Raw genomic sequence first — 25,536 nt, forward strand, 5'->3', positions numbered from 1 at the left:
CTAGCCCCTGCGCGGGGCCGGGGGAAGATGCCCGGAGGGTCCGCCCAGGGCCGCGCCCAGCGCCGCTGCGGCCTCGGCCACCCGGCGCCCCAGCGCGGCCAGCGCGGCGTCGTCCAGCCGCGCCGAGGGGCCGACCAGTCCCAGCGCCGCCACCGGCTCGCCCGCGCCGCCGAAGACCGGCGCGGCGATGCCGTTCTGCCCGAGGGTGGCTTCGCCCCGCTCCGTCAGCCAGCCGCCGTGCCGCAGGGTTGCAAGATCGGCGGTCAGTTCCCCCTGATCGGTCAGCGAACGCGGCGTCAGCGCGGGCAGGGCGGCGCGGCCCAGCAGCGCGCGGACCCGTGCCAGCGGCAGATGCGCGATCAGCGCCTTGCCGGGGGCACTTGCGTGATAAGGCAGGCGGGTGCCGGGCGGCAGGACGGCGCGCAGGGTTGCGCCGCCCGGCGCCTCCGCCACCACCAGCGCCGAATCCCCGTCCGGCACCGCCAGCACGGCGGTTTCGCCGCTGTCCTGTGCCAGCCGCGCCAGAACCGGGCGGGCGCGCTCGGCCAGACCTCCGCGCCGCAGGAAGGCGGCGCCAAGGCGGAAGGCGCCGGGGCCGACGGTCCAGATCTGCGTTGCCGGATCGGCCTCGGCCAGCCTGCGGGCGGCCAAGGCCGACAGCAGACGATGCACCGTCGAGGGCGCCAGCCCCAGCCGTCGCCCCAGTTCGGACAGGGTCAGCCCGTCGCTTTCGGCCAGCACCTCCAGCAGCATCAGCGCCCGGTCCACCACGGGGGAACCGACGGCCGGTCCCTGTCGCGGGGCGCGGGCGGGCGAGGGGGCAGGGCCCTTGCGGATTCGTGCGTCGTCCATGCGCCGGCCAAGCTGCCGCAAACCGCGCTACCCCGCAATCCGCATCGCGGAAAGCCGCAGGAAAGCCTTTGCGCCGCGCCGCCTCCGTTGCAGTCTGGCCCCGAGGGACCGGGCGGACCGACAGGCCCGGCAGGAGGAAACCATGACCGACCTGACCAACCGGGGGGCCGTGCATCCGGTGGATGCGATGCTGCCCGCGCCGCGCCTGTTCACGCTGGGGCTGCAGCATGTGCTGGTGATGTATGCGGGCGCCATCGCGGTGCCGCTGATCGTCGGCCGCGCCCTGCAGCTTCCGCCCGAGGAGGTGGCCTTCCTGATCTCGGCCGATCTTTTCGTCTGCGGTATCGCCTCGATCATCCAGTCGCTGGGGGCGGGGGCTTGGCTGGGTGTCAGGATGCCGGTGATGATGGGCGTGACCTTCGCCGCCGTAGGTCCGATGGTCGCCATCGCCAACCAGACGCCGGGGCAGGAAGGCGCGCGGGCGCTGTTCGGGGCGGTGATCGGGGCGGGGGTGATCTCGATCCTGATCGCGCCGCTGGTCAGCCGGATGCTGCGGTTCTTCCCGCCGGTGGTGACGGGGACGGTGATCCTCGTGATCGGGGTCAGCCTGATGCCCATCGGCATCAACTGGATCTTCGGGCTGCAGGTCGGACCGACCGCGCCCACGCTGGTGGACCCGGCGATGCAGGCCTGGCTGGACGCGCAGGTCGCGGCCGGCGGCGTCCCCGAGGGGCTGCGCCTTGCGCCGAGCATGCCGAACACGCTTTACGCCGCCCCCCGCAACATGGTGATCGCTGCCGTGGTGCTGGCGACGATCCTGCTGATCGCCCGCTTCGCCCGCGGGTTCCTGGCCAATATCGCGGTGCTGGTCGGCATCCTCGTCGGCGGCATCCTCGCCACGGCGCTGGGACTGATGCAGTTCGAGAAGGTCGCCGCCGCCGCCTGGTTCGCGCCGATCCGGCCCTTCCATTTCGGCATGCCGATCTTCGATCCGCTGATGATCCTGACCATGACGATGGTCATGCTGGTGGTGATGATCGAATCGACGGGCATGTTCCTTGCGCTGGGCAACATGGTGGACCAGCGCATCGACCAGCCGAGGCTTGCCGCGGGCCTGCGCGCCGATGGCGTGGGCACACTTCTGGGGGGCATCTTCAACACCTTTCCCTATACCTCGTTCAGCCAGAACGTGGGGCTGGTGGCTGTGACCGGAGTGCGCTCGCGCCATGTCTGCGTGGCGGGCGGCGCGATCATGATCGTCCTCGGGCTGATCCCCAAGATGGGTGCCCTGGTCGAGGCGCTGCCCACGGTCGTCCTTGGCGGCGCCGGGGTGGTGATGTTCGGGATGGTCGCGGCGACCGGCATCCGGGTGCTGTCGCAGGTTGATTTCGCCGGCAACCGGCACAACCTGTTCGTGGTGGCGGTGTCGATCGGCATGGGCATGATCCCGATGATCGCCAACAACTTCGACCAGTGGCTGCCCGCCGGGACCAAGGTGCTGACCCATTCAGGCATCTTGCTGGCGGCGCTGTCGGCGGTGTTCCTGAACTGGTTCTTCAACGGCGCGCGCCATGTCGATCAGGCGGAACTGACCCGCGCCGCCGCGCAGGCCGACGCCCACTGAGGGGCTTACCCTTCCAACAAGGACCGGCGGGCCTCGGCGTATTCGCGGGCCAGCCGGTCCACGAGGGCGCCTGCCGGGACGACCTCCTTCACCGCGCTGATGCCCTGGCCCGAACCCCAGATCTGGCTCCAGGCCTTGGCCTTGGCGCTGCCCTTGCCGAAGTCCATGGTTTCGGGCGCGGCGTCCCCCAACGCGTCGGGGTCCATCCCCGCCGCCCGAATCGAGGGCTTGAGATAGTTGCCGTGGATGCCTGTGAACAGCGGGGAATAGACGATGTCCTCGGCCCCCGATTCGACGATCATCCGCTTGTAGTCGGGGACCGCATTCGCTTCCTCGGTGGCGATGAAGGGGCTGCCGACATAGGCAAGATCCGCCCCCATCGCCTGCGCGGCCAGCACCGCGCGGCCGGTGGCGATGGCGCCCGAGAGCAGCAAGGGACCGTCGAAGAACTCGCGGATTTCCCCGATCAGGGCAAAGGGGCTTTGCGGTCCCGCATGGCCACCCGCGCCCGCCGCGACCGCGATCAGCCCGTCCGCGCCCTTCTCCAGCGCCTTGCGGGCGAAGGTCTTGTTGATGACATCGTGAAGCGTGATGCCGCCGCAATCATGGGCGGCCTCGTTCACCTCGGGGCGCGCGCCGAGGCTGGTGATCCAGATCGGCACCTTGTGGCGGTGGCAGATCTCGATGTCGCGGTCGAGCCGGGCGTTGGATCGGTGGACGATCTGGTTCACCGCGAAGGGTGCTGCGGGCCGGTCGGGGTTGGCCTGGTTGTGGCGGTCCAGTTCCTCGGCGATGCGGGTCAGCCAGGCGTCCAGCAGCGGCGGCTCTCCGTCTCTTTCGCGGGCATTCAGCGCGGGGAAGGAACCGACGATCCCGGCCTTGCACTGGGCGATCACCAGGTCGGGGGACGAGACGATGAACATCGGCGCGGCGACGACCGGCAGGCGCAGGTTCGACAGGATCGGCGGCAGCATGGTTTTTCCCCTTTGACCGGACGCGGCCATGATGCGGGCCGGTGCGGGGGCCGCAACCCCCACCGCTGCGTCAGAAGGGAAGCGGGTGCCCCCGGTGGAACGCGTCGATGGCGCGCGTGGCCTCGGCGTTTAGCCGCAGGTCCAGCCCCGCGATCAGGTGGTCCAGTTGCGCCATTCGCGTGGCCCCGAGGATCGGGATCGCCGGAAAGGGCCGCTGGCGGACAAAGGCGATGGCCGCGTGGATCGGGTCCAGTCCCAGCCCGCGCGCCATCTGCCCCCACGCCTCGGCGGCGGCGATGCCGCGCGGGGTCGCGCGCCCGTGCAGGTCGCCCTCGCCGCCCCGCAGGCGGTCGTTCCCGGCGCGGCTGCCCTCGGGGATCGCGCCATCCGCATATTTGCCGGTCAGCAGTCCTGCGGCCAGCGGCGAATAGGCCATCAGCGTCACGCCTTCCTTGTGGCCCACCTCGGCCAGATCGGTGTCGTAAAGCCGATGCAAAGGCCCGTATTCGTTCTGAATCGAGACCACCCGCGGCCCGCCGGTGCGCTCGGCTGCGGCCAGCCAGGACATGGTGCCCCAGGCGGTCTCGTTGGAAAGGCCGAACTCGCGCACCTTTCCGGCAGCCACGAGTTCGCGCATCGCCGTCAGGATGCCGTCCATGTGGTCCTGCGCCCGCGCCTTGGACGCGCGGCTGGGGTCATAGGTCCAGTTCTGGCGGAATGCGTAGCTGCCGCGCTTGGGCCAGTGAAGCTGGTAAAGGTCGATGTGATCGGTTCCGAGCCGCCGCAGCGATTCGTCCACGGCGCCCGCGATGTTCTCCGGCTCGAAGCCCTTGCCGCCACGCGTGTGGCCGCCGTTCGGGCCGCTGGCCTTTGTGGCGATCTGCAGCCGCTCGCGTCCCCCGCGCGAGGACAGCCATTCGCCGATGATCTCCTCGGTCAGGCCGTAGGTCTCGGCCAGGGCGGGGTTCACCGGATACATCTCGGCCGTGTCCCAGAAGGTGATCCCGGCGTCCAGCGCCCGGTCCATCTGGGCCAGCGCCTCTTCGCGAGCCGTGTCCTTGCCGAAGGTCATGGTGCCAAGGCAGATGTCGCTGACGGTCAGGCCGCCCAGCTTGCGTGTGTTGATCATGGATGGTCCCGTCGCGGATGCGCGGGCAACCTGACAGCGCGGCCCCCTGCAGGCAAGCGGTCAGCCGCCCGCTGCCGGAAAGCTTTGCTGGAACACCCGGCCGTCGGTGTCCTCGGCATGGGCAGTGACCGGCTGGCCGTTGGGCTTGTAGCCGAGGCGGAACACCGGGTTCTCGGAGATCGAGATGCCGCCCTCCATCGTCATCAGCACCTCGTCGCCCTGTTTCAGCTCGATGGTCTGGACGAACTCGGCAGGGATGTTCAGCAGCGTCACCTGATCGCGCTGCAGGCCCGAGAAGTTGGGATGCCGGATCATCAGCGTCCCCATTGCGCGGCCCTCCGCCGGTTCGCTGCGGAAGCGCATCTCGCCCATCCCCTCGCGCGCCTTGGCGCCGCCGCCGGCAGGCGCCGCGCAGCCGCCCGAGGCCTTGACGAAGCGCCCGGCCATGACCTGCCGCCCGTCCTCCAGCGTGGCGATGGCGCGGACGTCGGAATAGGCGTCCACCCGCACCCGAACCTCGAAGTCCAAGGGCGCGGTGGCGGGGCCGAAGGTGAATTCCCCCGCCACCGGTGCGGGGTTCTGGTCGATCACCAGCGCCAGCCCGGTGATGCGGGGGCTGCCGGGGGCCTGGGTGATACGGATCGGGACCAGCGCCGGGTTTTCCGCGCGCATGGGGGCATCGAGGTCGAAGATGGCGGGATCGACCGGCGGCTCGGCATCGGTGCCGATCACGCCGGATCGCATGTCGTCCCAGGCGGGCGAGGGCTGCAGCGGGTTGTCCGCAGCCAGCGCGGGGCTGCCAAGGATTGCCAAGGCAAGGACCAGGGGCAGCGGTGAAAGGCGAAGGGACATGGCGAATCTCCCTTTGGCCGGTGCGGACCGGCCGGATGCTGAAGGATGGTGACAAAGCAGGGGCCGGGACGGCGACCCCGACCAAGGTCGTAGAACCTGTCTCCGGCGCTGTGCAGGCCGCGAGAGCGCGACACTCTGCCCGCCGGAGGGCCCGCCGATGCACGTCCTGATCCTGACCGCCTGCCTTGCTGCCGATCCCCTGGCCTGCGCGGACCGCCTGCTGCCCGCCGCCGAGGCACTGGATGCGGCAGGATGCGAGGCCAAGGCCGAGGATACCGCCGCCGCCTGGCTGGCCGCGCACCCGGACCTGACCGGTCAGGGCTGGCGCTGCGAGCCGCTGGCCCGGGCCGAGGCGCTGGAACTTGCCGAAGTCGCCCCCGGCGTCCACGTCCATCGCGGCGCCGACGCGCAGCTTTCCCCCGAAAACCGCGGCTGGATCGCCAACCTCGGCGTGGTTGTGGGCGACAGCCGCGTGGCGGTGATCGACCCCGGCGGCTCGCGCGCGCAGGGAGAGGCACTGTACGCCGCCATCCGCCGCCTGACCGGCCTGCCCATCGGCCCTGTGGTCCTGACCCACATGCACCCTGATCACATCGCCGGTGCCGAGGTCTTCGCCGAGGCGGGCGCCGAGATCATAGGCGACGCCCGCCTGCCCGAGGCGCTGGACCTCCGCCGCGAGACCTGGGCCGAAAGCATCCCCGCGCAGATCGGCGCAGCGGCATGGGCGGGCACGGTCCTGATCGGTCCGACACGGACCATCTCGGGGCCAGAGGTGCTGGACCTCGGGGGGCGGACGCTGGAACTGTCTCCGGTGCCCCGCGCCCATACCGACAGCGACCTGACCGTGCGCGACAGCGCCACGGGGGCGCTGTTCACCGGTGATCTGGTGTTTCGGGGGCTGACGCCGGTCGTGGACGGCTCGCTGAAAGGCTGGCTCGACTGGAACGCCCAGCCGCACGAGGGGGCTCCGGTCATTCCGGGGCACGGTCCGGTGGCAGGTTCGTTCACCGAGGCAAACGCCGCGCAGCGGTCCTATCTGGAGGCCCTGCGCGACGCCGTGCGGGCGGCACTGGACGCGGGGCAGGGCCTGTCGGCGGCGGTCCCGGCGATGGGGGTGGCGATGACCCCGCTGGCGGATGGCTGGGCCGACTTTCCCGCGACGACCGCGAGGAACGCTGCCGCAGCTTATGCCGAGATGGAATGGGACTGAGCCGCCCGCGAACCGGAACGGGCCGGCTCGCGTTCTTCGCCACAGCCGCAAGGGATGAATCATGGCGACAGGCAGCATCGTCGATCCGCAGGATGCCGCCGAAAGCGCCGGGCTCGTCTACGTCAGCGACTCGGAACCCGGCATCCGCCGCCGCCGCGCGGGCAAGGGCTTCAGCTATCCCGGCCCTGACGGCAAAACGGTCAAGGACAAGGACACGCTGGCCCGCATCCGCGCTCTGGCGATCCCGCCCGCCTATACCGATGTCTGGATCTGCCCCGACTCCAACGGCCATGTGCAAGCGACGGGCCGCGATGTCCGCGGGCGCAAGCAGTATCGCTATCACCCCCGCTTCCGCGAGGCCCGCGACAGCACGAAATACGAGCGGATGCTGGATTTCGCGGCCGCCCTTCCCTCCCTGCGCGCCCGCGTGGACGAGGACATGAGCCGCCGGGGGATGCCGCGCGAAAAGATGCTGGCGACGGTGGTGCATCTGCTGGAAACGACGATGATCCGGGTCGGCAACGCCGATTACGCCAAGCAGAACAAGTCGCACGGGCTGACAACGCTGAACGACCGCCATGTGAAGATCGAAGGCTCGCAGGTCCGCTTCCGCTTCAAGGGGAAAAGCGGCAAGGAATGGAACCTCGGCATCCGCGACCGCCGGGTGGCGCGGATCGTCAAGGCCAGCCAGGACCTGCCGGGGCAGCACCTGTTCCAGTATCTCGACGAGGATGGCGAGCGGCGATCCGTCACCTCGGGCGACGTGAACGCCTACTTGCGCGAGATTTCGGGCACCGACATCACCGCCAAGGATTTCCGCACCTGGACCGGCACGGTGCTGGCGGCGCTGGCGCTGGCCGAATACGAGAAGGCCGACAGCGCGGCCGCCGCCAAGCGCAACGTCCGCGAGGCGATCGAACAGGTCTCGGCCCGCTTGGGCAACACGCCCACGATCTGCCGCAAGTGCTATGTCCACCCGCAGGTGATCGACAGCTACCTGTCCGACGACCTCGCACTGGAAATCACCGAGGAGATCGCCGAGGAACTGGAGGAACCCGCCCTGCGCCTCGAGGAACGGCAGGTGCTGGACTTCCTCAAGCAGAGGCTCGCCGCATGAACCGCATCACCGCCACCCAAGCCGCGCTGGACCTGCTGGCCGAGATCGAGGCCGCGCATGGCCCGGTCATGTTCCACCTGTCGGGCGGCTGCTGCGACGGGACCGCGCCCATGGTCTATGCACAGGGCGACTTCCGCATCGGCAGCAATGACGTGCAGCTTGGCACCATCGGCACCGCACCCTTCTGGACCGGCAGCCTTCAGGCCGAGGCATGGGCCGACACCGACCTGATGGTGGATGCGGTGCCGGGGCGCGGGTCGGGCTTCAGCCTCGACAATGCGCTGGACCGCCATTTCGTCCTGCGCGCGCCCACTTGCGCCTCTTAGGCCCAGGGTCCACATCGCGGGGCAAGCGAAAGGGGGCGACATGGCGCACAAGGTGTTCATCGACGGCGAGGCCGGAACCACGGGGTTGCAGATCCGCGAGCGCCTGGCCCCACGCCGCGACATCGAGCTGGTCCAACTCGTCCCTGCTCGCCGGAAAGACCCCGAGGCCCGGCGCGAGGCGCTGGCCGAGGCCCAAGTCGCCATCCTTTGCCTTCCCGACGCCGCCGCGAAGGAAGCGGTGGCGCTGGCCGAGGGGCTGGAGGTGCGCTTCATCGACGCCTCGACCGCGCATCGGGTGGCCGACGGCTGGGCCTTCGGCTTCCCCGAACTGACCGCCGGCGCGCGCGAGGCCATCGCCACGGCTCGCCATGTGTCCAACCCCGGCTGCTATTCCACCGGCGCCATCGCGCTAGCGGCGCCGCTGGTGGCGGCGGGGCTGGTGGCCCCGGATGAGATCGCCTCGATCAACGCGGTGTCCGGCTATACCGGCGGCGGCAAGGAACTGATCGCAGAGATGGAGATCGAGGGCGCGCCCGCCCACTTCGTCTATGCGCTGGGCCAGGGCCACAAGCACCTGCCCGAGATCATCAAGCATTCCAAGCTGACCCGCCGCCCGGTCTTCGCGCCCTCCGTGGGACAGTTCGCGCAGGGCATGGTCGTGCAGATCCCGCTGCAACTGCAGGGCCGCAAGCTCTCGGACCTGCGCGACGCGCTGGCCCGCCACTATGAGGGCGCGCGTTTCGTCAAGGTCGTCGAGCCTGTGGCCCGCGTGATCCCCACCGTCCTGAACGACACCAACGAGATGCATCTCTCCGTCCACGGTAGCGACGAGAACGGCTGCGCGGTGCTGGTGGCGGTTCTGGACAACCTCGGGAAAGGTGCGTCGGGCGCGGCGGTGCAGAACCTGAACCTGATGATCGGGGCGGACGAGGGCGCGGGGCTCTGACCCCGCCGCCGGTCTCCGATCCCGAAGATGGAAAGGAGGACCGGTCATGAGCAGGACAGTCGAGGACATGGCGCAACGCTGGCTGAGCCGCCCGCCCGAGGGGCTGAACGGGCCGGAACATCGCGTCCTTTAAAGCTCGGTCACGCGCCGGCCGATCGCGCGGGATACCGGCGGGGAATATGGAACCGGGCTGACCTTCGGCCAGCGCCTCGCGGATGCCGTCGCCCGCTTCGGCGGGTCATGGCCCTTCATCCTGTGGTTCGGCGCCTTCATGCTGCTGTGCACCGTCGGCAACACCTGGCTGCCGGGGCGCGGGGCCTTCGATCCCTATCCCTTCATCTTCCTGAACCTGATCCTGTCGATGCTGGCCGCGATCCAGGCGCCCGTCATCATGATGAGCCAGAACCGGCAGGCGCAGCGTGACCGCATCGACGCGGCCCATGACTACGAGGTCAACCTGAAGGCCGCGCTCGAGATCATGGCGCTGCATGAAAAGCTGGATGAGCTGCGTCACAGCGAGCTGCTGGCGATGAGGGACGACATCGCCCGCATCGCCGGGCAACTGGACGAGTTGCTGCGGCGCGTGGACGGGGACGGCGGCGCGCGCCCGGCGCAGGGGCTGCGGCCGGACGGCTGAACCTGCCCGGGCCGGTTCAGCGGGTGCCGCTGGCGTTCGCGCCTTTGCGGATGCTCAGCCCTCGAGGCCGAAGGCGGGGTGATGCCGGACCTCGCCCCGCGCGGGTTCGGCAAAGGGCAGCGCCAGCACATAGTCTGCCGGGATGCCGCGCACGGTGAGGCCGAGATCGGGCGCAAAGCCGAAGCGCGCGTAATATGCAGGCTCGCCCACCAGCACCGCGCCCCGCGCCCCTACGGCCCGCAGCCGCGCCAGCGCCGCCTGCATCAGCGCCGCGCCGATGCCGCGCGACTGCCGGTCGGGCCTGACCGCAAGGGGGCCGATGCCGAACCAGCCCGGCGCATCCCCGATGCCGACGGGCGAGGCCGCGACATGGCCGAGGATGCCCGCGTCCCCCTCGGCCACCAGCGACAGGCTCAGGGCGCCCGCCGCGCGCAGGCCGTCCACGATCTGCGCCTCGGTCCCGCTGGCATGGGCCGCGCCCCGGAATGCCTCGGTGACAAGGCTGCGGATCGCAGTTGCATCGCCGGGGACCTCTTCGCGCAGGGTGACGCCGGGGTCGGGCATTGCTCAGTCCGCCTTGATCTGCCGCGCCTCGGTCACCAGCATGATCGGGATGCCCGCGCGGATCGGGAAGGCGAGGCCAGCCGTCCGCGACACCAGTTCCTGCCGCGCGGCGTCATAGGACAGCGGCCCATGCGTCACCGGGCAGACCAGCGCTTCCAGCATATGCCGGTCGAAGGCGGGGGCGGGGGCGGGGGCTTCGGGCAGGGGCGGGGTGGTCAATGCAGCATCTCCTCGTCATCGCCGCCGCCGTGCAGGGCGTATTCCAGAAGGCCGTCCAGCATCTCGCGCCGGGCGGGCAGGTCGGGGGCTTCCAGCAGCGCCTGCTTTTCCTCGACGCCCAGCGGCAGCAGCATGGACAGGCTGTTGACCAGCAGCTCGTCGTCGGCCTCCTCGGCAGCGTTCCAATCGGTGGACAGCTCGCGCTCGTCCATGTAGCGGCGCAGCCGTTCGATGAAACCGGGGCGGTCGAAGGCGGGATCGGGCGGCACCGAGCCGGCGCGGTCCGACCGGAACTCGCTCCACTCGATCCGGCCGCGCAGGTAGGGAGTGAAGCCCTCGATCCGTTCCGCCAGCCGGAACCGCGACACCGCGCGCAGCGAGATCATCAGCCGCCCGTCGTCAGCCTCGGAAAACATCGTGATACGCCCGGCGGTGCCGACAGTGGCAAGACCGTCGCCGTTGGGCTGGATCATCCCGATCATCCGGTCGCCCGTCTTCAGCACGTCATCCACCATCTGCAGGTAGCGCGGCTCGAAGATATGCAGCGGCAGGCGGGTGCGCGGCAGCAGCACCGCGCCGGGCAGCGGGAACAGCGGGATCGTGTCGGGCAGGGTGCCGCGCAGGCTCACGCGAAGATCAGCGACGACAGCCGCCGGCGCCCCTTCTGCACCAGAGGGTCGGTGGGCGGCAGCGCGTCGAAGATCGTCAGCAGCTGCGCCTTGGCGGCGCCGTCGTTCCAGTCGCGGTCGCGACGGAAGGATTCGAGCAACTGGTCGATGGCCTCCTCGACCCGGCCCGCGGCGTGCAGCGCGGTCGCATAGTCGAAGCGGGCCTGGCTGTCCGAAGGGTCGGCGTTCACCCGCGATTCCAGATCCGCCAGCGGCCCGGCATTGGCGGCCTGCCGGGCCAGCGCCAGTTGCGCGCGGGCGGCCTCGACCGGGGCGGCCGTGGCGACGGCGGCAGGCACCTGCCCCAGCGCCGCCTCGGCCGCTTCGGTGTCGCCCCCGGCCAACTGGGCGCGGATCAGCCCGCCCCAGGCCTGCGGGTTTTCGGGTTCTTCTCCCAGAATTGCGGCAAAGGTTTCGACGGCATCCAGCGCGGCGCCTTCGGCAAGCATCGCCTCGGCGGCTTCCAGCGCGGCGCCGAGGCCGCCGTCATCGCCGCCCAAAGCCGCCAGCTTGTCCACGAAAGCCTTGATCTGGCTCTGCGGGATCGCGCCTTGGAAGGCATCGACCGGCTGGCCCTGGAAGAAGGCATAAACGGTCGGGATCGACTGCACCCGCAACTGCTGGGCGATCATCTGGTTCTTGTCCACATCGACCTTGGCCATCCTGACCCGGCCCTTGTGGCGGGCGACCTCGGCCTCAAGCTGCGGACCCAGCGTCTTGCACGGGCCGCACCATGTCGCCCAGAAATCCACGATCACCGGCACCTGCATCGAGGCGTCGATCACCTCGGCCATGAAATCGGCCTCGGTCACGTCCTTGATGAAATCGGCGGTGTTCGGCGGCGTCTCGCCCGAGCCTTGCAGCAGCATCGTCCTGATCCCCGGAGTGTTTCTTCAATTGGCCGCAATATGGGCGTTGGCGCGCGGGACCGGAAGGGGCCTTGCGGTCACACGCTCAGGTCGAAGCAGGCGAAGACGGGGACGTGGTCGCTGGGCTGATCCCATCCCCGCACGGGGCGCAGGATGCGGCTGGCGTGGCCCGCCTGCGCGATGTCGGCGGTCGCCCAGATGTGGTCCAGCCTGCGGCCCTTGTCGGCCGCGTCCCAGTCGCGGGCGCGATAGCTCCACCAAGAATAAAGCTTGCCGTCGGGGATATCCTTGCGCGTGACATCCACCCAGTCGCCCGCGTCCTGCGTCTGGGCCAGATGCTCGATCTCGATGGGGGTATGGCTGACGATCCTCTGCATCGCCTTGTGGGACCAGACGTCATCCTCCATCGGCGCGATGTTGAGGTCACCGACGAGGATCGACCGCGCGGGCTTTTCCGAATGGAAGCTGTCGCGCATGTCGGTCAGGTAGTCGAGTTTCTGGCCGAACTTGATATTGACCTCGCGGTCCGGGACATCGCCGCCTGCGGGGACATAAACGTTGTGGATGGTGACGCCGTTCTCCAGCCTTGCGGCGACATGGCGGGCGTGGCCCAGCCCTGCGTGGTCCTGGTCGCCCGCATCGATGATCGGCAGGCGCGACAGGATCGCCACGCCGTTGTAACCGCGCTGGCCGCGGGCCACGATCCAGCGATAGCCGAGATCGTGGAACAGATCGAAGGGCATCTTCTCGATCGGCGACTTGCATTCCTGCAGGCAGAGGATGTCCGGGGCTTCCTCGCCCAGAAGACGGGTGACGAGACCGGCCCGCAGGCGGACCGAGTTGATGTTCCAGGTGGCAATGGTGAACATGGGGCGCGACTTAACGCGCAGCGCGGGAAAGGGGAAGCCGATGAACCAGCTTGTGGACGGGGTCTGGACCAAGGGCAGCATCGGGGCGTCGAAAAAGGACGGCGCCTACAAGCGCCAGAACGCGGGCTTCCGCAACTGGTGCACGCCGGGCGGCGAGGCAGGGCCATCGGGGCAGGGGGGCTTTCAGGCGGAAAGCGGGCGCTATCACCTCTACGTCTCCTACGCCTGCCCATGGGCGCACCGGACGCTGATCTTCCGCGAACTCAAGGGACTTGCGCCGCATATCGACGTCTCGGTGGTCCATCCGGTGATGGGGGACGAGGGCTGGACCTTCGCCACCGATTTCGACGGGGCCACCGGCGACCCGCTGTTCGGGTCCGACTACCTGCGCGAGATCTACCTGCGCGCCGACCCGAAGATGACCGGCAAGGTCACGGTGCCGGTCCTCTGGGACAAGCAGCAGAACACCATCGTATCCAACGAATCGAGCGAGATCATCCGCATGCTGGACAGCGCCTTCGACGCGCTGACCGGGAACGAGGCGCATTACTGGCCCGAGGACCTGCGCGCCGAGATCGAGGCGGTGAACGAGCGCGTCTATCCGAACTTCAACAACGGGGTCTATCGCGCCGGTTTCGCCGCCACGCAAGCCGCCTATGACGAGGCCATCGGCCCCGTTTTCGAGACGATGGAGTGGGCCGACGACATCCTTTCGCGCCAGCGCTACCTGACCGGGGACCGGCTGACCGAGGCCGACTGGCGCATGTTCACCAGCGCCGTGCGCTTCGACACGGTCTATCACACGCATTTCAAGTGCAACCGCCAGTGGCTGCGCGACTATCCGAACCTCTGGGCCTGGACGCGCGAACTTTACCAGATGCCCGGCATCGCCCCCACCGTGCGGCAGGACCACATCACCCACCACTACTACCGCAGCCACCCCGACCTGAACCCGCACGGCCTGATCCCGATCAACCCGGTGATCGACTGGGACGAGCCGCACGGACGCGGCTGACCCGCGCAGAAAAAAACCCCGGCGCAATGCCGGGGCCAGTAAGACAGGGAGGGAGGAATGTGGCCGCGTCCCCGGCCACTGGGCTTCGTCCGTTCAACGCGCGGGGGGCGGTGCGGTTCCCGCCTCAGGCCACCAGCCGGTAGCCGCCGCTTTCCGTAACCAGCAGCCGCGCGTTGGACGGCTCCGGCTCGATCTTCTGGCGCAGGCGGTAGATGTGGGTTTCCAGCGTGTGGGTGGTGACGCCCGCATTGTAGCCCCAGACCTCGTGCAGCAGCACGTCGCGCGGCACGACCCCGTCCTGCGCGCGGTACAGGAACTTGAGGATGTTGGTTTCCTTCTCGGTCAGGCGGATCTTGCGGTCCTTGCCGTCGATCAGCATCTTCATCGACGGCTTGAAGGTATAAGGCCCAAGCTGGAAGATCGCGTCCTCGGACTGCTCGTGCGTGCGCAACTGGGCGCGCAGGCGGGCCAGCAGGACGGGGAACTTGAACGGCTTGGTGATGTAGTCGTTCGCCCCCGAATCGAGGCCGAGGATCGTGTCGGCGTCGGTGTCGTGGCCCGTCAGCATGACGATGGGGCATTTCACCCCCTGCTTGCGCAGCCGCTTGCAGAGTTCCCGCCCGTCGGTGTCGGGCAGGCCCACGTCCAGAACCACCAGGTCGAAGATCGCGCCCTTGGTCTTTTCCACCGCCTCGGCGCCGGTGCCGGCCTCGAAGACGTCGAAATCCTCGGTCGCGACCAGTTGCTCGGCCAGCGCCTCGCGCAGGTCTTCCTCGTCGTCCACAAGAAGGATCTTCTTCAGTCCGGCCATTGCAGCCTCCATCGGTTGCGCTTTGGCGGCAAGATGGCGCAGGGATGCCCGGCGTCCAGCGGGTTGAAACCTTTCTCACAAGCAGTTGTCGCGGGGCGCCCTTATGTTACGGATTGTTTCAGGATTTGCCCGCCCCATGACCCTGCTGCCCACCCTGACCGAGACGATCAGCCGCGCCCGCACCGACCTGCGGGTGGGGCTGCCGGTCGTGATCGACGGCCATCTGGCGGCGGCAGTCGAGACACTGTCGCCGGCCCGGTTGGCGGGGATTCGGGGATTCGGCAAGTCCGTGGTGGCGCTGACGGACCGCCGGGCCGAGACGCTGAAGGCGCGGGCCTATGACGGCGATCTGGCGCGGGTCGAGTTGCCCCCGGACGCCGACCTGACATGGCTGCGGGCGGTGGCAGACCCCTCGGATGACCTGCGGGTGCCGATGAAGGGGCCGCTGTTCACCCGGCGCGATGGTGACCCCGCGCCCCACCGCGCAGCCTTGGCGCTGGCGAAGTCGGCGCAGCTTCTGCCCGCCGTGCTGGTGGTGCCGGTTGATGCTCCGCCCCCCGGCCTGACCGTCCTGCCCGCCGGCCCGACGCTGGCGCAGCTTGCCGCCGAGGCGGCGCTGTCGCCTGTCGCCGCCGCCCGCCTGCCCATTGCGGCGGCCGAGCACACCCGCCTGCACATCCTGCGACCCGACGACGGCAGCGACGAGCATTACGCCATCGAGATCGGCGAGCCGCCCCGCGATGCCGCCGTGCTGGCTCGGCTGCATTCGGCCTGCTTCACCGGCGACGTGCTGGGCAGCCTCAAATGCGACTGCGGCCCGCAGTTGCACGCGGCGCTGGCGGCGATGGGGGCCGAGGGCGCGGGGGTGCTTTTATATCTCAACCAGGAAGGCAGGGGCATCGGCCTTGCCAACAAGATGCGTGCCTATGACCTGCAGGCCCAGGGCTTCGACACGGTGCAGGCGAACCACCGGCTGGGCTTCGAGGACGACGAGCGCGACTTCCGCCTTGGCGCCGCCATGCTGCGGCGGCTGGGATTCTCGGCGGTGCGGCTGATGACGAACAACCCGCGCAAGGTGGCGATGATGGAAGGCCACGGCATCCGGGTGGTCGAGCGCGTCCCCCTTCAGGTCGGCCGCAACCGCTGGAACGACGCATACCTGACGATCAAGCGCGACAAGTCGGGGCATCTGCTGTGAGGCGGCAGCCTGCAGGCCATGGGCAGCGTCCGTCCCGGCCGCGCCCCGCCATTGCGGTTTTCCGAACCGAGATGGAGGATCGGCCATGACCCTGCACCCGCAGATGGCAGGGGACGCCTGCCGCGCCCCGGATCGGCCCCGGTCTGCGCCCATCGCGCAGAGGGACGACATGGTCCTGACGCCCCTTGGCCTGCGTTTCGGGGGCCGCCTGATCCCCTGCGGCATTGGCCGCGCCGGCGTCTCGGCCGCCAAGCGCGAGGGCGACGGCGCGACCCCCGCAGGCGTCCACCGGATCGTCGGGCTGCTGTATCGCCCCGACCGGATCGCGCGGCCCGCGCCTTGGGCCGAGCCCATCGGTCCCGGCGATCTCTGGTGCGATGACAGCGGCCATCCTGCCTATAACCGCTGGGTGCGGGCGCCCCTTGCCGCCAGCCACGAGCGGCTGCGGCGGCCCGATCCGCTTTACGACCTGGTGCTGGTCACGGACTGGAACTGGCCTGTTGCCCGGGCGGGGAAGGGGTCGGCCATCTTCCTGCACCAGTGGCGGCGCCCGCGCCATCCCACGGCCGGTTGCATCGCATTCTCACGGCGCGACCTGATGCGGATCGCCGGCCTTGCCCCGCCCGGCACAAGGCTGATCGTGCCCGCCACGCTTGCGGGCCGCATGGGCAGGCGCGGCGCGGTCGCCCATGGCGCCTGAGTTGCGCCCTCCCCGCAGGGGCGGCGATGGAGGCGGGTGAATCGCCTTCCGGCAGGCGGCGCCAGGTTTCCCGCCGCGCAATCCGCCCTTATGTTCAGGCCATGACCGACCGGATCGACTCTTTCCTGCGCCCATCCGTCCCCCGCGCCTTCATGGGCGTGATCGTCGCCTGCGTCGCGGTCCACCTGCTGACGCTGTCGCCCGCGCTGCGGGAATGGGCGATGCTGCACGGGGCGCTCTGGCCGCAGCTTCTGCAGGATGTCAGGCCGATGTTTCCCGGCCAGCAGGTGACGATGTTCCTCACCTACGGCTTCCTGCATGGCGGGCTGCTGCACCTGGGGATGAACATGCTGGCGCTTTACGTGCTGGCGCGCTCGCTGTCGGTGGCGATGCGGGGGGGCGCGATGGTCGCGCTTTACGTCGTGGCCCAGGTGGTGGCGGGTGTGGTGCAGTTGTGGCTGTCCGACAGCCCCTATCCGGTGGTCGGCGCATCCGGCGCGATCTTCGGACTGGCGGGGGCCGAGATCGCCATTGCCGCGCGCATCCAGCTTGCAAAGGGCGGCAGCCTGCGCCTGCTGGCCGGGCCGGTCCTGCAGTTCGTCCTGCTGAACGTGGCGCTGACGCTGGCGGTGCCGAACATCGCCTGGCAGGCGCATCTGGGCGGGGCGCTGGCCGGGGTGGTGATCGGGGCGCTTTACCGTCCTCGGCTGCGGCGCTGAGTCAGGCCGGGGGTTCCCCGCGCGTGTCAGCGGAGGAGTCCTCGGTCTGCGCTGGTAGTTCGCTGCCCGTCCCCTGCGCCTCTACGTCAGGTTCGGGCAGCGGGACGGCGTCTGTTTCCGATGCGTCGCCGGCGGGTTCCGGCGCTTCATCAGCTTCGGCCTCGGGCGCGCCGCTCAGCCGCCGCATGGCGGGGCGCAGGGTTTCGGCCGGGGCATGGATCAGGTCCAGCGGGTCGAGGTCCGGCTCGCGCGACAGATGCTCGGCCAGCAGCCGGTGGGCAAGGCCGTAGCCCGCCCATTTGCGGATGTTGCCGCGGCCCTCGAACCACAGCCCGCGGTCGAGATCGCGCCAGGCCCATTCCGTCATCGCCCGCTTCGCCAGCCCCGAGGGCGGCGTGGTTGCGTCCCATGGGTCGGGCGGTCCGCCCAGCACGCGGGCGACGAAACGCCCGGCCAGCCCCTCGCTGACCAGCACCTCGCCCAGCGAGCGGCCATAGCCGGGACGTTCCCACCGGACGAGGTGATGAAGCTCGCGCACCATCCGCCGCACCGTAAGGTCATGGGCGAAGCGCGCGGGCGACAGGGTCAGCTCGATCACGCCCGGCGCGCGGGCGGTGCCGAGGACGCCCCAGTCGGACCCCCCGTCACCCGCCTGCACCACGAGGTCGAAGTCGGGCAGGTCGAGGTGGCCCGTCGCCAGCGCCACCGATTCGGCGACGGCTGCCCTGACCTCGGGCATGATGCCGGTCAGCGCGTGGCGGGCGTTCAGGAAATGGACCTGCCAGTAGGGCATGGCGCGCCGGTGACCGAGGCTCAGACCTCGGGCACCAGAACCTCGCGCTTGCCGACGTGGTTCGCGGGGCTGACGACGCCCTGCTCCTCCATCTGCTCGACCAGCCGGGCGGCCTTGTTGTAGCCGATGGCGAGCTTCCTCTGGATGTAGCTGGTGGAACATTTGCGGTCCTTGGCCACGATCGCCACCGCCTGATCGTAAAGCGCGTCGTCCGAGCCGTCGCTGGCGAGGATCTGGTCGATCTCGGCGTCCCGTTCGTCTTCGGGGCTTTCGATCACGGTGGACACATATTGCGGCGGGCCGAAGGACTTGAGGTGGGTGACGACCTCTTCGACCTCTTCGTCCGACACGAAGGGGCCATGCACGCGGGTGATGCGGCTTCCCCCGGCCATGTAAAGCATGTCGCCCATGCCCAGAAGCTGCTCGGCCCCCATCTCGCCCAGGATGGTGCGCGAGTCGATCTTGCTTGTCACCTGGAAGCTGATCCGGGTCGGGAAGTTCGCCTTGATCGTGCCCGTGATGACATCGACCGATGGGCGCTGCGTCGCCATGACGATGTGGATGCCGGACGCGCGGGCCATCTGCGCGAGGCGCTGGATGCAGGCCTCGATTTCCTTGCCCGCGACCATCATCAGGTCGGCCATCTCGTCCACGATGACGACGATATAGGGGAAGGTCTCGGGCTGGAACTCCTCGGTCTCGAAGACCGGCTCGCCGGTGTCCTCGTCAAAGCCGGTCTGCATGGTGCGGCGGAACAACTCTCCCCGCTCCAGCGCCTCGCGGACGCGGCTGTTGTAGCCCTCGATGTTGCGGACGCCCATCTTGGACATCTTGCGGTAGCGTTCCTCCATTTCCGAGACGACCCATTTCAGGGCCACGACGGCCTTCTTGGGGTCGGTCACGACGGGGGACAGCAGATGCGGGATGCCGTCGTAGACCGACAGTTCCAGCATCTTGGGGTCGATCATGATCAGCCGGCATTCCTCGGGCGTCAGCTTGTAGAGCAGGCTCAGGATCATCGTGTTGATGGCCACGGACTTGCCCGAGCCGGTTGTCCCCGCGATCAGCAGGTGCGGCATCTTGGCGAGGTTCGCCACCACCGGCTCGCCGCCGATGTCCTTGCCCAAGGCCAGCGGCAGCGGCACGGCGCTGTCGGCGAAGGGACCCGAGGACAGGATCTCGCGCAGCACGACCTTTTCGCGGCGCTGGTTCGGCAGCTCGATCCCGATCACGGTGCGGCCGGGCACGGTGGACACGCGGGCCGACAGCGCCGACATCGATCGGGCGATGTCGTCGGCCAACCCGATCACCCGGCTGGCCTTGAGCCCCGGTGCGGGTTCCAGTTCGTAAAGCGTCACCACCGGGCCGGGATGGACGGCGGTGATCTGGCCCTTGACGCCATAGTCGTCCAGCACCGCTTCCAGCATCCGGGCGTTCTCGGCAAGTGCTTCCTGGCTCGGCGTGTGGCGCTCGACCGTGGCGGGGGCGGCCAGCAGCGACAGTGGCGGGCGTTCGTAAAGGCTGTTGTCGAAGGACGACGCGGGCAGCGCCGGCTCGCGCGGGGATGCGGCTTGCGGCGGGGGCGGCACGGCGGCCCGGACGCTTTCCATCAGCGGGGCAGGGGGGACCGGCGCGCGGCCAGTCAGGCGCGCGGTGACGGCGGCCAGGGTCGAGCGGCCGTCCTCTGCCGGCTGGCGGGCCTCCGGCTCGGGATCGGTGCGGTGATGGCGGATGGCGTCGGTGATGCGGGCGCTGACCTCCCCGGCATCCGGCGCGGCGGTCGCCTCGTCGTAATGGGGGTCAGGCTCGACCAGTTCGGGCTGCAGGACCTCGGGTTCGGGTGGAGGGCGCAGGCGCGAGAACATGCCCGAAGGCGCCGGCTCTGCCTCGGGCAAGGCCTCGGGCGCCTGCTCTTTGGCTGCGGCGGTGCGCTGGCGCCAGGCCTCGGCCCGGCGACGGACCTCGCGGGCGGCGATGACCGAGGCGCTTGCGCCCCGCCCCAGAAGGGTCATCGTCAGGTCATAGGCGGTCGCCAGCCCGGCCGACAGGAACCGGCCGATCCCCATCAGCTCGCGCCGGTCGAAGCCGAGGACGAAGGCCACGATCGCCACCGTGCCGATCGCGGTCAGGAAGGCCAGGATCTTCAGCCCGGCGGCGGCGCTGACGGGCAGCAGGCCCAGCATCGCGCCCATCAGCATGTCGCCGAGATAGCCGCCGAGGCCGAAGCTCTGCGTCCAGCCCTCGGGCGGGACCAGCGAGCTTGCGTGGACCGACACGACCACCATGGCAATGGGGGTGAAGACGCCGCGCAGCAGCCGCTCCTCGCCTTGGTGCAGCATCAGGCGCAGGCCCCAGAAAATGCCCGAAACCGCCAGCATCCAGCTTCCCTGCCCCACGATCATGAACAGGGCCGAGGCGATATAGGCGCCCAGCCGCCCCAGCAGGTTCTGGGCCGGCTGGTCGGTCGCGGTGCCCACGCCGGGGTCGTCGGGCGTGTAGGAAAACAGTATCATGGCGACCAGAACGCCTGCCACGATCAGTCCGGCGCCCGCCAGTTCCTTGCTGCGGCGCTGCAGCGCCACTTGCGTGGTCTGGTCGAACAGCGGGTCGCGGTGTCTCGCGTGCCAGCTCGCCATGCCTGCCTTACCCCTTTCCATAAAGCGTGTCGCGGATGCGGGTCAGCGCATCCTCGGTCTCTGCCGTCGGACCCACCAGCGCCACCCGGACATAGCTGCGGCCGGGATTGCCCTGGTCGGTGTCGCGGGCCAGGTAGGCGCCGGGCAGCACCTGCACCCCGGCCTCGGCCCACAGCTTCCGCGCGGCGGCCTCGCCGTCCTCGGCGGGCAGCCACAGGAAGAACCCGCCCTCGGGCGGCTGGTAGCCCGGCACATTGCCGAAGATCCGGTCGGCGATGGCGTATTTTTCCTGATAAAGCGCCCGATTCGCCTGAACATGGGCTTCCTCGGCCCAGGCGGATTCGCTGACGCGCTGGTGGGGCAAGGGGACGGGGGCGCCGGCATAGCTGCGAAGCACGCGCAGGCGGGCGATATGCTCGGGTGCCCCCGCGATGAAGCCCGAGCGCAGGCCCGGCAGGTTCGACCGCTTGCTGAGCGAGTTGAACATGATGACGCGGTGGCCCAGCCCCATGCCCATTGCGACGGCAAGCGCGCCGGGGGGCGGGGCGGTGCGCCAGATCTCCGAATAGCACTCGTCGGCGAAGATCAGGAAATCGTGGCGCTCGGCCAGTTCGACCAGCCGTTCCAGATAGTCGCGGCCCGCCACCGCGCCCTGCGGATTTGCGGGCGAGCAGAGATAGCAGATGGCTGTCGCATCCAGCGTGGCCGCATCCAGCCCGGCGAAATCGGGCAGGTGGCCGGTTTCGGCGGTGGCGTTGACGAAGACCGGCACGGCCCCCACGGCGGCGGCGGCCACGGCATAGACCTGATAGAAGGGATTTGGCACGAGGATTCGCGCCGTGGCGCCGTTCTTGCGTTCCGGGCAGAGCGCGAGGGCCGCATTGAACAGACCCTCGCGGGTGCCGTTGACGATGGTGATGCCCTCGGGCGGCACCTCGATGCCGTGGCGGGTGGCAAGCCAGCCCGAGATCGCCTTCAGCAGTTCGGGCGTGCCCTCGTTCGGAGGGTACTTACCCAGTTCATCGACGGTTCGCGACAGGATCGGGGCGACGAAATCGGGGATGCCATGGCGCGGCTCTCCGATCGTCATGACGATCGGATCGGGGCCGGGGGCCACGTTGGACAAGAGCTTCCGCAGGCGCGGAAACGCGTATTCCGGCAGGTTCGAGAACCGCTCGGGAGATGCCATGCTGCCTCGCAATCACGGGATCGTGCCGTCCCGTTTTGCGGCAAGACTAGCGGCAAAGCGCCGATGCGTCCAGACAAAGGCCGGGCGGGATCAGTCCCGTAGTGCCATCTCGACGGCCTGCGCCACCCGCAGCAGCCTGAGGTCGCCGCCTGCCGGACCCATCAGCATCAGCCCGCAGGCTGGACGCGCCGTCGGCAGGCTGATCGCGGGCAGGCCCATCGAGTTGCCGATGCGGGTGTTGCGCAGCGCGAGCAGGTTCTGGGAGGCGAAATAGGCGGCGTCCTCTTCCAGCCGGGCGATCTCGGGCGGCAGGGTCGGGGCGGTGGGCAGGATCACCGCGTCGAAGGGGGCAGCGGTGGCGGCCCAGTCCTGCCGCAGATGGAACAGCCGTTCCCATCCAGCGACGTAATCGGCGGCGCTGACCTCGCGCCCGCCGCGGAAGCGTTCGAGAATCGGGGGATACATCAGTTCCGGCGCGGCCTCGATCTGATCGCGCCACAGGCCATAGGCTTCGGAGGCAAAGAGCGTGGGCGAAAGCGCGGCGGCGTCGGTGACGCAAGGGGGCGCCGCGCGGGTGATCGAGACGCCTGCCGCCGCAAGCCGCTGCACCGCTTCCTCGAAACCGGCAACGGGTTCCTCGCGCGCGTCCTCGAAGGGCAGGCCGTCCAGCACCATCAGCCGCAACCCGCGGGCGGACGCCCCGCGCAGGTCGGGGGCGGGGTGGCCCCGCAGAAGCCCGAAGATCTCGGCGCAGTCCTCGACAGTGCGGGCCATCGGCCCCACGACATCGAAGCGGCGGCAGAGCGGCAGGATGCCGGTCATGTCCACCGCGCTGGGCGTGGGCTTGAAGCCGACGATGCCGTTCCAGGCGGCGGGCAGGCGGATCGAGCCGCCGGTGTCCGACCCGATCGCCGCCGCCGCAAGCCCCATCGCCACCGCAACCGCCGATCCGCCCGAGGAGCCTCCGGCGACAAGGTCCGCGTCATAGGCGTTGGGCACGGTGGCCACGGTCGGGTTCAGCCCGAGGCCCGAGAAGGCCAGTTCCGTCATGTGGGTCTTGCCAAGGCAGATCGCCCCCTGCAGGGTCGCCGTTTCCAGCAGCGCCGCGTCGCGGTCGGGGATGCGGCCTTCCAGCAGCATGGACCCGGCCTCGGTCGCCACGCCCGCGCTGTCGATGTTGTCCTTCCAGGCCAGCGTCACCCCGTCCAGCAGGCTGCGCCGCAGACCCGCCCTGGCGCGGTCATGGGCGGCGATGGCCTCGGCCCGGGCGCGGTCGGGCGTGGTGCGGGCAAAGATGCGGGGGCCAAGGGGGGCGCGCTCGATTGCGTCCAGATAGCCCTCGGCCAGATCGATGGGGCTGACCAGCCCGGCCATGATCGCCCGTCCCTGTTCCGTCGCCGAGGCTTTCAGCCAGTCCATGCGATGTTCCCTGAATTTTATGTTCACGCTAGCGGCGCAGGGCCGGGGCGGCAATGCCGGACCGGGGCGCTGCCCGCCCGGGCTGCTCCCCTTCCTCGCCCCTTCCTCGCCGAAAACAGTCCACTGGACCCATTCGGCGGGAAAACAGCCTTGATGGCTGTTTTCTGATCCACCACCTGTTCCGGGCGCTCGGAAGCCCCGCGGCATTTCGGCCGGAAAGAAGATGCGCAGGCGCTTGCGCCGCATGGACGGTTGCGGGGCGGACGGTTAGGGTGCGTGCCATGGCTGTTGATCACGATGTCATCATTGCGGGCGGCGGGCTGAACGGCCCGACGCTGGCGCTTGCGCTGGCCGAGGTCGGGCTGTCGGTCGCCGTTATCGACGCGCGGCCGGTGCGGGCAAGGGCCGAGGTGGGCTTCGACGGGCGCGCCTATGCTCTGGCGCTGGCCTCGCGGCGGCTGCTGACGGCGCTGGGGCTGTGGAAGGGGCTGGCCGACAAGGCCCAGCCGATCCTGCGGGTCGAGGCGGCGCAGGGGCAGCCCGGCGAGGGCGCGGGACCGTTCCACCTGATCTTCGATTCGGCCGAGATCGAGGAAGGACCAGTCGGCCACATGCTGGAGGACCGCTTCCTTTACGCAGCACTGGTCGAGGCGATGGCGGGCCGCGTCACCCATCTGCCCGGCCGTCAGGTTGTCGCGCAGGACGAGCGTCCCGGCCATGTCGCGGTCACCCTGGACGACGGGCGCGCGTTGACCGGACGGCTGCTGGTCGGCGCGGACGGGCGCGGCTCGGGCGTGGCCGCGCGGGCTGGCATCACCCGGCGCGGGCATGGCTATGGGCAGACGGCGCTGGTCTGCGCGCTCGATCACGAAAAGCCGCATGGCGGGGTGGCCTGGCAGTATTTCATGCCGACCGGCCCTCTGGCGATCCTGCCGCTGCCGGGCAACCGCAGTTCCATCGTCTGGTCCGAGACGGACGAGAATGCCCGGGCGATCGCGGCGTTGCCGGATGACGCGTTCCTCGACGTGCTGCGCCCCCGCTTCGGCGACTATCTGGGCAAGATACGGCTGGCCGGGCCGCGGTTCTCCTATCCGCTGAGCCTCAGCCTGGCCGAAGCCTATGTCGCGCCGCGCATCGCGCTGGTGGGGGATGCCGCGCACGGGGTCCATCCCGTCGCGGGGCAGGGGCTGAACCTCGGGCTGCGGGACGTGGCGGCGCTGGCCGAGGTCGTGGCCGAGGCTTCCCGACGCGGCGAGGATATCGGCGCGCCGGATGTGCTGGGGCGCTACCAGAGGTGGCGGCGATTCGATGCAACGGCGCTGGGCCTCGGCATGGACGGGGTGAACACGCTGTTTTCCAATGACCTGCCGCTTCTGCGGCAGGCGCGGGGTCTTGGGATGGGGATCGTCACCGCCATCCCTCCCCTGCGCCGCGCCTTCATGCGGCAGGCGGCGGGGCTGTCACTCGCGCCCATGATGCCCCGGCTGCTGACGGGGCGGCCGCTGTAGCCCGGAACCGTCACCGGAACGCGAGCGTTCGGGCCCGTGCCGTCCCGCTATCGTGACGTGCAAGTCCTTGGAAAGGCGGTATCACATCGCTCATGAACCTTCGCTCTCTCGCTCTTGCGCCCGCCTTCGCTCTGATCTTCGCGCTGCCCGCGGCGGCCGAGAGGATCTCGCTCAATGAAATCTCGCGCTACCTCAACGGTCTCAAGACGGTGGTGGCGGACTTCACCCAGGTGAATGCCGACGGCTCGGTCACGCCGGGCCGCGTCTATATCCATCGCCCCGGCCGGGTGCGGTTCGAATACCAGGGCGACAGCACGCTGGTGCTGGCTTCGGGCGGGACGGTGGCGGTCTTCGACCGCAAGTCGAACTCGGGCGCGCAGCAGTATCCGCTGGCGCGCACGCCCCTGAACATCATCCTCGCCGACAACGTGAACCTTGCGCGCAGCGGATCCGTCATCGGGCACACGGAACGCAAGAACACGACCGTGGTGACCGCGCAGGACCCTCAGCACCCGGAATACGGCAACATCCAGATGGTCTTCACCGCCAACCCGACCGAGTTGCGCCAGTGGGTCGTCACCGACGACACCGGCAAGAAGACCACCGTGATCCTGGGCGAGATGCAGAAGGGCGTGCAGATCCCCGCCTCGCGCTTTTCGATCACCAGCGAGGCACAGCGCCGGAACTGAACC

The 25,536-nt window shown here is 69.6% G+C and carries 26 protein-coding genes; 12 read left to right on the plus strand and 14 right to left on the minus strand.

Annotated features, from left to right (window positions below; all coding sequences use genetic code 11):
* Window positions 1-852 carry an IclR family transcriptional regulator gene (locus JGR78_RS14675; protein ID WP_182791719.1) on the minus strand — a complete coding sequence of 284 codons (852 nt, stop codon included), beginning with the start codon at window positions 850-852 and terminating at the stop codon, window positions 1-3.
* Window positions 853-994: 142 nt separating this feature from the next.
* On the opposite strand from JGR78_RS14675, the gene JGR78_RS14680 reads away from it, so the two are divergent.
* On the plus strand, window positions 995-2,476 hold the full coding sequence (locus tag JGR78_RS14680) for a nucleobase:cation symporter-2 family protein (RefSeq protein WP_182791720.1): 1,482 nt from the start codon (window positions 995-997) through the stop codon (window positions 2,474-2,476).
* A 5-nt stretch (window positions 2,477-2,481) separates the two neighbouring features.
* On the opposite strand, the gene JGR78_RS14685 is transcribed toward JGR78_RS14680, so the two are convergent.
* The 3 genes from JGR78_RS14685 to JGR78_RS14695 all read right to left on the minus strand — a co-directional run bounded on the left by JGR78_RS14685 (window position 2,482) and on the right by JGR78_RS14695 (window position 5,431).
* Window positions 2,482-3,450, minus strand: coding sequence for a nitronate monooxygenase family protein (locus JGR78_RS14685; protein ID WP_182791722.1), 969 nt, complete (start codon window positions 3,448-3,450; stop codon window positions 2,482-2,484).
* A gap of 70 nt (window positions 3,451-3,520) precedes the next feature.
* The gene (locus JGR78_RS14690) at window positions 3,521-4,579 is read right to left on the minus strand and encodes an aldo/keto reductase (RefSeq protein ID WP_220494863.1); all 1,059 of its coding nucleotides are present in this window, start codon (window positions 4,577-4,579) and stop codon (window positions 3,521-3,523) included.
* A 60-nt stretch (window positions 4,580-4,639) separates the two neighbouring features.
* Window positions 4,640-5,431 carry a quinoprotein dehydrogenase-associated SoxYZ-like carrier gene (locus JGR78_RS14695; RefSeq protein WP_182791723.1) on the minus strand — a complete coding sequence of 264 codons (792 nt, stop codon included), beginning with the start codon at window positions 5,429-5,431 and terminating at the stop codon, window positions 4,640-4,642.
* A 157-nt stretch (window positions 5,432-5,588) separates the two neighbouring features.
* Here JGR78_RS14695 and JGR78_RS14700 point away from each other — a divergent pair, with 157 nt between their 5' ends.
* The 5 genes from JGR78_RS14700 (at window position 5,589) to JGR78_RS18245 (ending at window position 9,667) form a co-directional block, all read left to right on the plus strand.
* Complete coding sequence (locus tag JGR78_RS14700) at window positions 5,589-6,641, plus strand: quinoprotein relay system zinc metallohydrolase 2 (RefSeq protein ID WP_182791725.1); 1,053 nt, start codon at window positions 5,589-5,591, stop codon at window positions 6,639-6,641.
* Window positions 6,642-6,702: 61 nt separating this feature from the next.
* Window positions 6,703-7,758 carry a DNA topoisomerase IB gene (locus JGR78_RS14705; RefSeq protein WP_182803270.1) on the plus strand — a complete coding sequence of 352 codons (1,056 nt, stop codon included), beginning with the start codon at window positions 6,703-6,705 and terminating at the stop codon, window positions 7,756-7,758.
* Window positions 7,755-8,084 carry a DUF779 domain-containing protein gene (locus tag JGR78_RS14710; RefSeq protein ID WP_182803269.1) on the plus strand — a complete coding sequence of 110 codons (330 nt, stop codon included), beginning with the start codon at window positions 7,755-7,757 and terminating at the stop codon, window positions 8,082-8,084. The genes JGR78_RS14705 and JGR78_RS14710 overlap by 4 nt, the downstream gene beginning before the upstream one ends.
* Before the next feature lie 40 nt (window positions 8,085-8,124).
* Entirely contained in the window at window positions 8,125-9,030 is a 906-nt protein-coding gene (argC, locus tag JGR78_RS14715) for an N-acetyl-gamma-glutamyl-phosphate reductase (RefSeq protein ID WP_182803266.1), read from the plus strand.
* Between the two features lie 190 nt (window positions 9,031-9,220).
* Entirely contained in the window at window positions 9,221-9,667 is a 447-nt protein-coding gene (locus JGR78_RS18245) for a DUF1003 domain-containing protein (RefSeq protein ID WP_255434692.1), read from the plus strand.
* A 54-nt stretch (window positions 9,668-9,721) separates the two neighbouring features.
* Here JGR78_RS18245 and JGR78_RS14725 read toward each other — a convergent pair whose 3' ends face one another.
* The 5 genes from JGR78_RS14725 to JGR78_RS14745 all read right to left on the minus strand — a co-directional run bounded on the left by JGR78_RS14725 (window position 9,722) and on the right by JGR78_RS14745 (window position 12,856).
* Window positions 9,722-10,231 (minus strand): GNAT family N-acetyltransferase, encoded by a 510-nt coding sequence (locus JGR78_RS14725; RefSeq protein WP_182803264.1) that lies wholly within the window; start codon window positions 10,229-10,231, stop codon window positions 9,722-9,724.
* Between the two features lie 3 nt (window positions 10,232-10,234).
* A complete protein-coding gene (locus tag JGR78_RS14730) occupies window positions 10,235-10,393 on the minus strand; it encodes a Trm112 family protein (RefSeq protein ID WP_182791795.1) in 159 nt (52 codons plus the stop codon).
* A 53-nt stretch (window positions 10,394-10,446) separates the two neighbouring features.
* Entirely contained in the window at window positions 10,447-11,079 is a 633-nt protein-coding gene (locus tag JGR78_RS14735; protein ID WP_182803262.1) for an LON peptidase substrate-binding domain-containing protein, read from the minus strand.
* A complete protein-coding gene (locus tag JGR78_RS14740; RefSeq protein ID WP_182791738.1) occupies window positions 11,076-11,987 on the minus strand; it encodes a co-chaperone YbbN in 912 nt (303 codons plus the stop codon). Before JGR78_RS14740 ends, JGR78_RS14735 begins: the two co-directional genes overlap by 4 nt.
* Before the next feature lie 77 nt (window positions 11,988-12,064).
* Window positions 12,065-12,856, minus strand: coding sequence for an exodeoxyribonuclease III (locus JGR78_RS14745; protein WP_182791796.1), 792 nt, complete (start codon window positions 12,854-12,856; stop codon window positions 12,065-12,067).
* 40 nt (window positions 12,857-12,896) lie between these two features.
* Between JGR78_RS14745 and JGR78_RS14750 the strand changes: the two genes are divergently transcribed.
* Window positions 12,897-13,871: a glutathione S-transferase family protein gene (locus tag JGR78_RS14750; protein ID WP_182803260.1), complete on the plus strand. Its 975-nt coding sequence runs from the start codon at window positions 12,897-12,899 to the stop codon at window positions 13,869-13,871.
* Between the two features lie 124 nt (window positions 13,872-13,995).
* Here the strand turns inward: JGR78_RS14750 and JGR78_RS14755 are convergent, their stop codons facing one another.
* Window positions 13,996-14,682, minus strand: a complete 687-nt coding sequence (locus JGR78_RS14755) for a response regulator transcription factor (RefSeq protein WP_182791742.1) — start codon at window positions 14,680-14,682, stop codon at window positions 13,996-13,998.
* A gap of 136 nt (window positions 14,683-14,818) precedes the next feature.
* On the opposite strand from JGR78_RS14755, the gene ribA reads away from it, so the two are divergent.
* From ribA to JGR78_RS14770, 3 genes are all read left to right on the plus strand, one after another.
* Window positions 14,819-15,880, plus strand: a complete 1,062-nt coding sequence (ribA, locus tag JGR78_RS14760; protein WP_182791744.1) for a GTP cyclohydrolase II — start codon at window positions 14,819-14,821, stop codon at window positions 15,878-15,880.
* Window positions 15,881-16,049: 169 nt separating this feature from the next.
* Window positions 16,050-16,580, plus strand: coding sequence for a L,D-transpeptidase (locus JGR78_RS14765; protein ID WP_182791797.1), 531 nt, complete (start codon window positions 16,050-16,052; stop codon window positions 16,578-16,580).
* A gap of 101 nt (window positions 16,581-16,681) precedes the next feature.
* Window positions 16,682-17,299 carry a rhomboid family intramembrane serine protease gene (locus tag JGR78_RS14770; protein ID WP_182803258.1) on the plus strand — a complete coding sequence of 206 codons (618 nt, stop codon included), beginning with the start codon at window positions 16,682-16,684 and terminating at the stop codon, window positions 17,297-17,299.
* Window position 17,300: 1 nt separating this feature from the next.
* Here JGR78_RS14770 and JGR78_RS14775 read toward each other — a convergent pair whose 3' ends face one another.
* The 4 genes from JGR78_RS14775 to JGR78_RS14790 all read right to left on the minus strand — a co-directional run bounded on the left by JGR78_RS14775 (window position 17,301) and on the right by JGR78_RS14790 (window position 23,336).
* The gene (locus JGR78_RS14775) at window positions 17,301-18,092 is read right to left on the minus strand and encodes a DUF2268 domain-containing putative Zn-dependent protease (RefSeq protein ID WP_182803256.1); all 792 of its coding nucleotides are present in this window, start codon (window positions 18,090-18,092) and stop codon (window positions 17,301-17,303) included.
* Between the two features lie 20 nt (window positions 18,093-18,112).
* A complete protein-coding gene (locus JGR78_RS14780) occupies window positions 18,113-20,728 on the minus strand; it encodes a DNA translocase FtsK (RefSeq protein WP_182803253.1) in 2,616 nt (871 codons plus the stop codon).
* Window positions 20,729-20,735: 7 nt separating this feature from the next.
* Window positions 20,736-21,917, minus strand: coding sequence for an aminotransferase class I/II-fold pyridoxal phosphate-dependent enzyme (locus tag JGR78_RS14785; RefSeq protein ID WP_182803251.1), 1,182 nt, complete (start codon window positions 21,915-21,917; stop codon window positions 20,736-20,738).
* A 90-nt stretch (window positions 21,918-22,007) separates the two neighbouring features.
* Window positions 22,008-23,336 (minus strand): amidase, encoded by a 1,329-nt coding sequence (locus tag JGR78_RS14790; protein WP_182803248.1) that lies wholly within the window; start codon window positions 23,334-23,336, stop codon window positions 22,008-22,010.
* 281 nt (window positions 23,337-23,617) lie between these two features.
* On the opposite strand from JGR78_RS14790, the gene JGR78_RS14795 reads away from it, so the two are divergent.
* Window positions 23,618-24,844: a UbiH/UbiF/VisC/COQ6 family ubiquinone biosynthesis hydroxylase gene (locus JGR78_RS14795; protein WP_182803246.1), complete on the plus strand. Its 1,227-nt coding sequence runs from the start codon at window positions 23,618-23,620 to the stop codon at window positions 24,842-24,844.
* Between the two features lie 92 nt (window positions 24,845-24,936).
* On the plus strand, window positions 24,937-25,533 hold the full coding sequence (locus tag JGR78_RS14800; RefSeq protein ID WP_182791756.1) for an outer membrane lipoprotein carrier protein LolA: 597 nt from the start codon (window positions 24,937-24,939) through the stop codon (window positions 25,531-25,533).
* Window positions 25,534-25,536: the final 3 nt, after the last annotated feature.

Source organism: Paracoccus sp. MC1862 (assembly GCF_016617715.1).
Taxonomy (GTDB): domain Bacteria; phylum Pseudomonadota; class Alphaproteobacteria; order Rhodobacterales; family Rhodobacteraceae; genus Paracoccus.

Excerpts from the sequence above, each read along its gene's own strand:
- JGR78_RS14725 (WP_182803264.1), bottom strand. The coding sequence starts at position 10,231 with ATGCCCGACCCCGGCGTCACCCTGCGCGAAGAGGTCCCCGGCGATGCA.
- argC (WP_182803266.1), top strand. The coding sequence starts at position 8,125 with ATGGCGCACAAGGTGTTCATCGACGGCGAGGCCGGAACCACGGGGTTG.
- JGR78_RS14750 (WP_182803260.1), top strand. The coding sequence starts at position 12,897 with ATGAACCAGCTTGTGGACGGGGTCTGGACCAAGGGCAGCATCGGGGCG.
- JGR78_RS14800 (WP_182791756.1), top strand. The coding sequence starts at position 24,937 with ATGAACCTTCGCTCTCTCGCTCTTGCGCCCGCCTTCGCTCTGATCTTC.
- JGR78_RS14745 (WP_182791796.1), bottom strand. The coding sequence starts at position 12,856 with ATGTTCACCATTGCCACCTGGAACATCAACTCGGTCCGCCTGCGGGCC.
- JGR78_RS14685 (WP_182791722.1), bottom strand. The coding sequence starts at position 3,450 with ATGCTGCCGCCGATCCTGTCGAACCTGCGCCTGCCGGTCGTCGCCGCG.
- JGR78_RS14680 (WP_182791720.1), top strand. The coding sequence starts at position 995 with ATGACCGACCTGACCAACCGGGGGGCCGTGCATCCGGTGGATGCGATG.
- JGR78_RS14730 (WP_182791795.1), bottom strand. The coding sequence starts at position 10,393 with ATGCTGGAAGCGCTGGTCTGCCCGGTGACGCATGGGCCGCTGTCCTAT.
- JGR78_RS14755 (WP_182791742.1), bottom strand. The coding sequence starts at position 14,682 with ATGGCCGGACTGAAGAAGATCCTTCTTGTGGACGACGAGGAAGACCTG.
- JGR78_RS14675 (WP_182791719.1), bottom strand. The coding sequence starts at position 852 with ATGGACGACGCACGAATCCGCAAGGGCCCTGCCCCCTCGCCCGCCCGC.
- ribA (WP_182791744.1), top strand. The coding sequence starts at position 14,819 with ATGACCCTGCTGCCCACCCTGACCGAGACGATCAGCCGCGCCCGCACC.
- JGR78_RS14765 (WP_182791797.1), top strand. The coding sequence starts at position 16,050 with ATGGTCCTGACGCCCCTTGGCCTGCGTTTCGGGGGCCGCCTGATCCCC.
- JGR78_RS14785 (WP_182803251.1), bottom strand. The coding sequence starts at position 21,917 with ATGGCATCTCCCGAGCGGTTCTCGAACCTGCCGGAATACGCGTTTCCG.
- JGR78_RS14710 (WP_182803269.1), top strand. The coding sequence starts at position 7,755 with ATGAACCGCATCACCGCCACCCAAGCCGCGCTGGACCTGCTGGCCGAG.
- JGR78_RS14705 (WP_182803270.1), top strand. The coding sequence starts at position 6,703 with ATGGCGACAGGCAGCATCGTCGATCCGCAGGATGCCGCCGAAAGCGCC.
- JGR78_RS14740 (WP_182791738.1), bottom strand. The coding sequence starts at position 11,987 with ATGCTGCTGCAAGGCTCGGGCGAGACGCCGCCGAACACCGCCGATTTC.
- JGR78_RS14780 (WP_182803253.1), bottom strand. The coding sequence starts at position 20,728 with ATGGCGAGCTGGCACGCGAGACACCGCGACCCGCTGTTCGACCAGACC.
- JGR78_RS14790 (WP_182803248.1), bottom strand. The coding sequence starts at position 23,336 with ATGGACTGGCTGAAAGCCTCGGCGACGGAACAGGGACGGGCGATCATG.
- JGR78_RS14775 (WP_182803256.1), bottom strand. The coding sequence starts at position 18,092 with ATGCCCTACTGGCAGGTCCATTTCCTGAACGCCCGCCACGCGCTGACC.
- JGR78_RS14795 (WP_182803246.1), top strand. The coding sequence starts at position 23,618 with ATGGCTGTTGATCACGATGTCATCATTGCGGGCGGCGGGCTGAACGGC.
- JGR78_RS14690 (WP_220494863.1), bottom strand. The coding sequence starts at position 4,579 with ATGATCAACACACGCAAGCTGGGCGGCCTGACCGTCAGCGACATCTGC.
- JGR78_RS14695 (WP_182791723.1), bottom strand. The coding sequence starts at position 5,431 with ATGTCCCTTCGCCTTTCACCGCTGCCCCTGGTCCTTGCCTTGGCAATC.
- JGR78_RS14770 (WP_182803258.1), top strand. The coding sequence starts at position 16,682 with ATGACCGACCGGATCGACTCTTTCCTGCGCCCATCCGTCCCCCGCGCC.
- JGR78_RS14700 (WP_182791725.1), top strand. The coding sequence starts at position 5,589 with ATGCACGTCCTGATCCTGACCGCCTGCCTTGCTGCCGATCCCCTGGCC.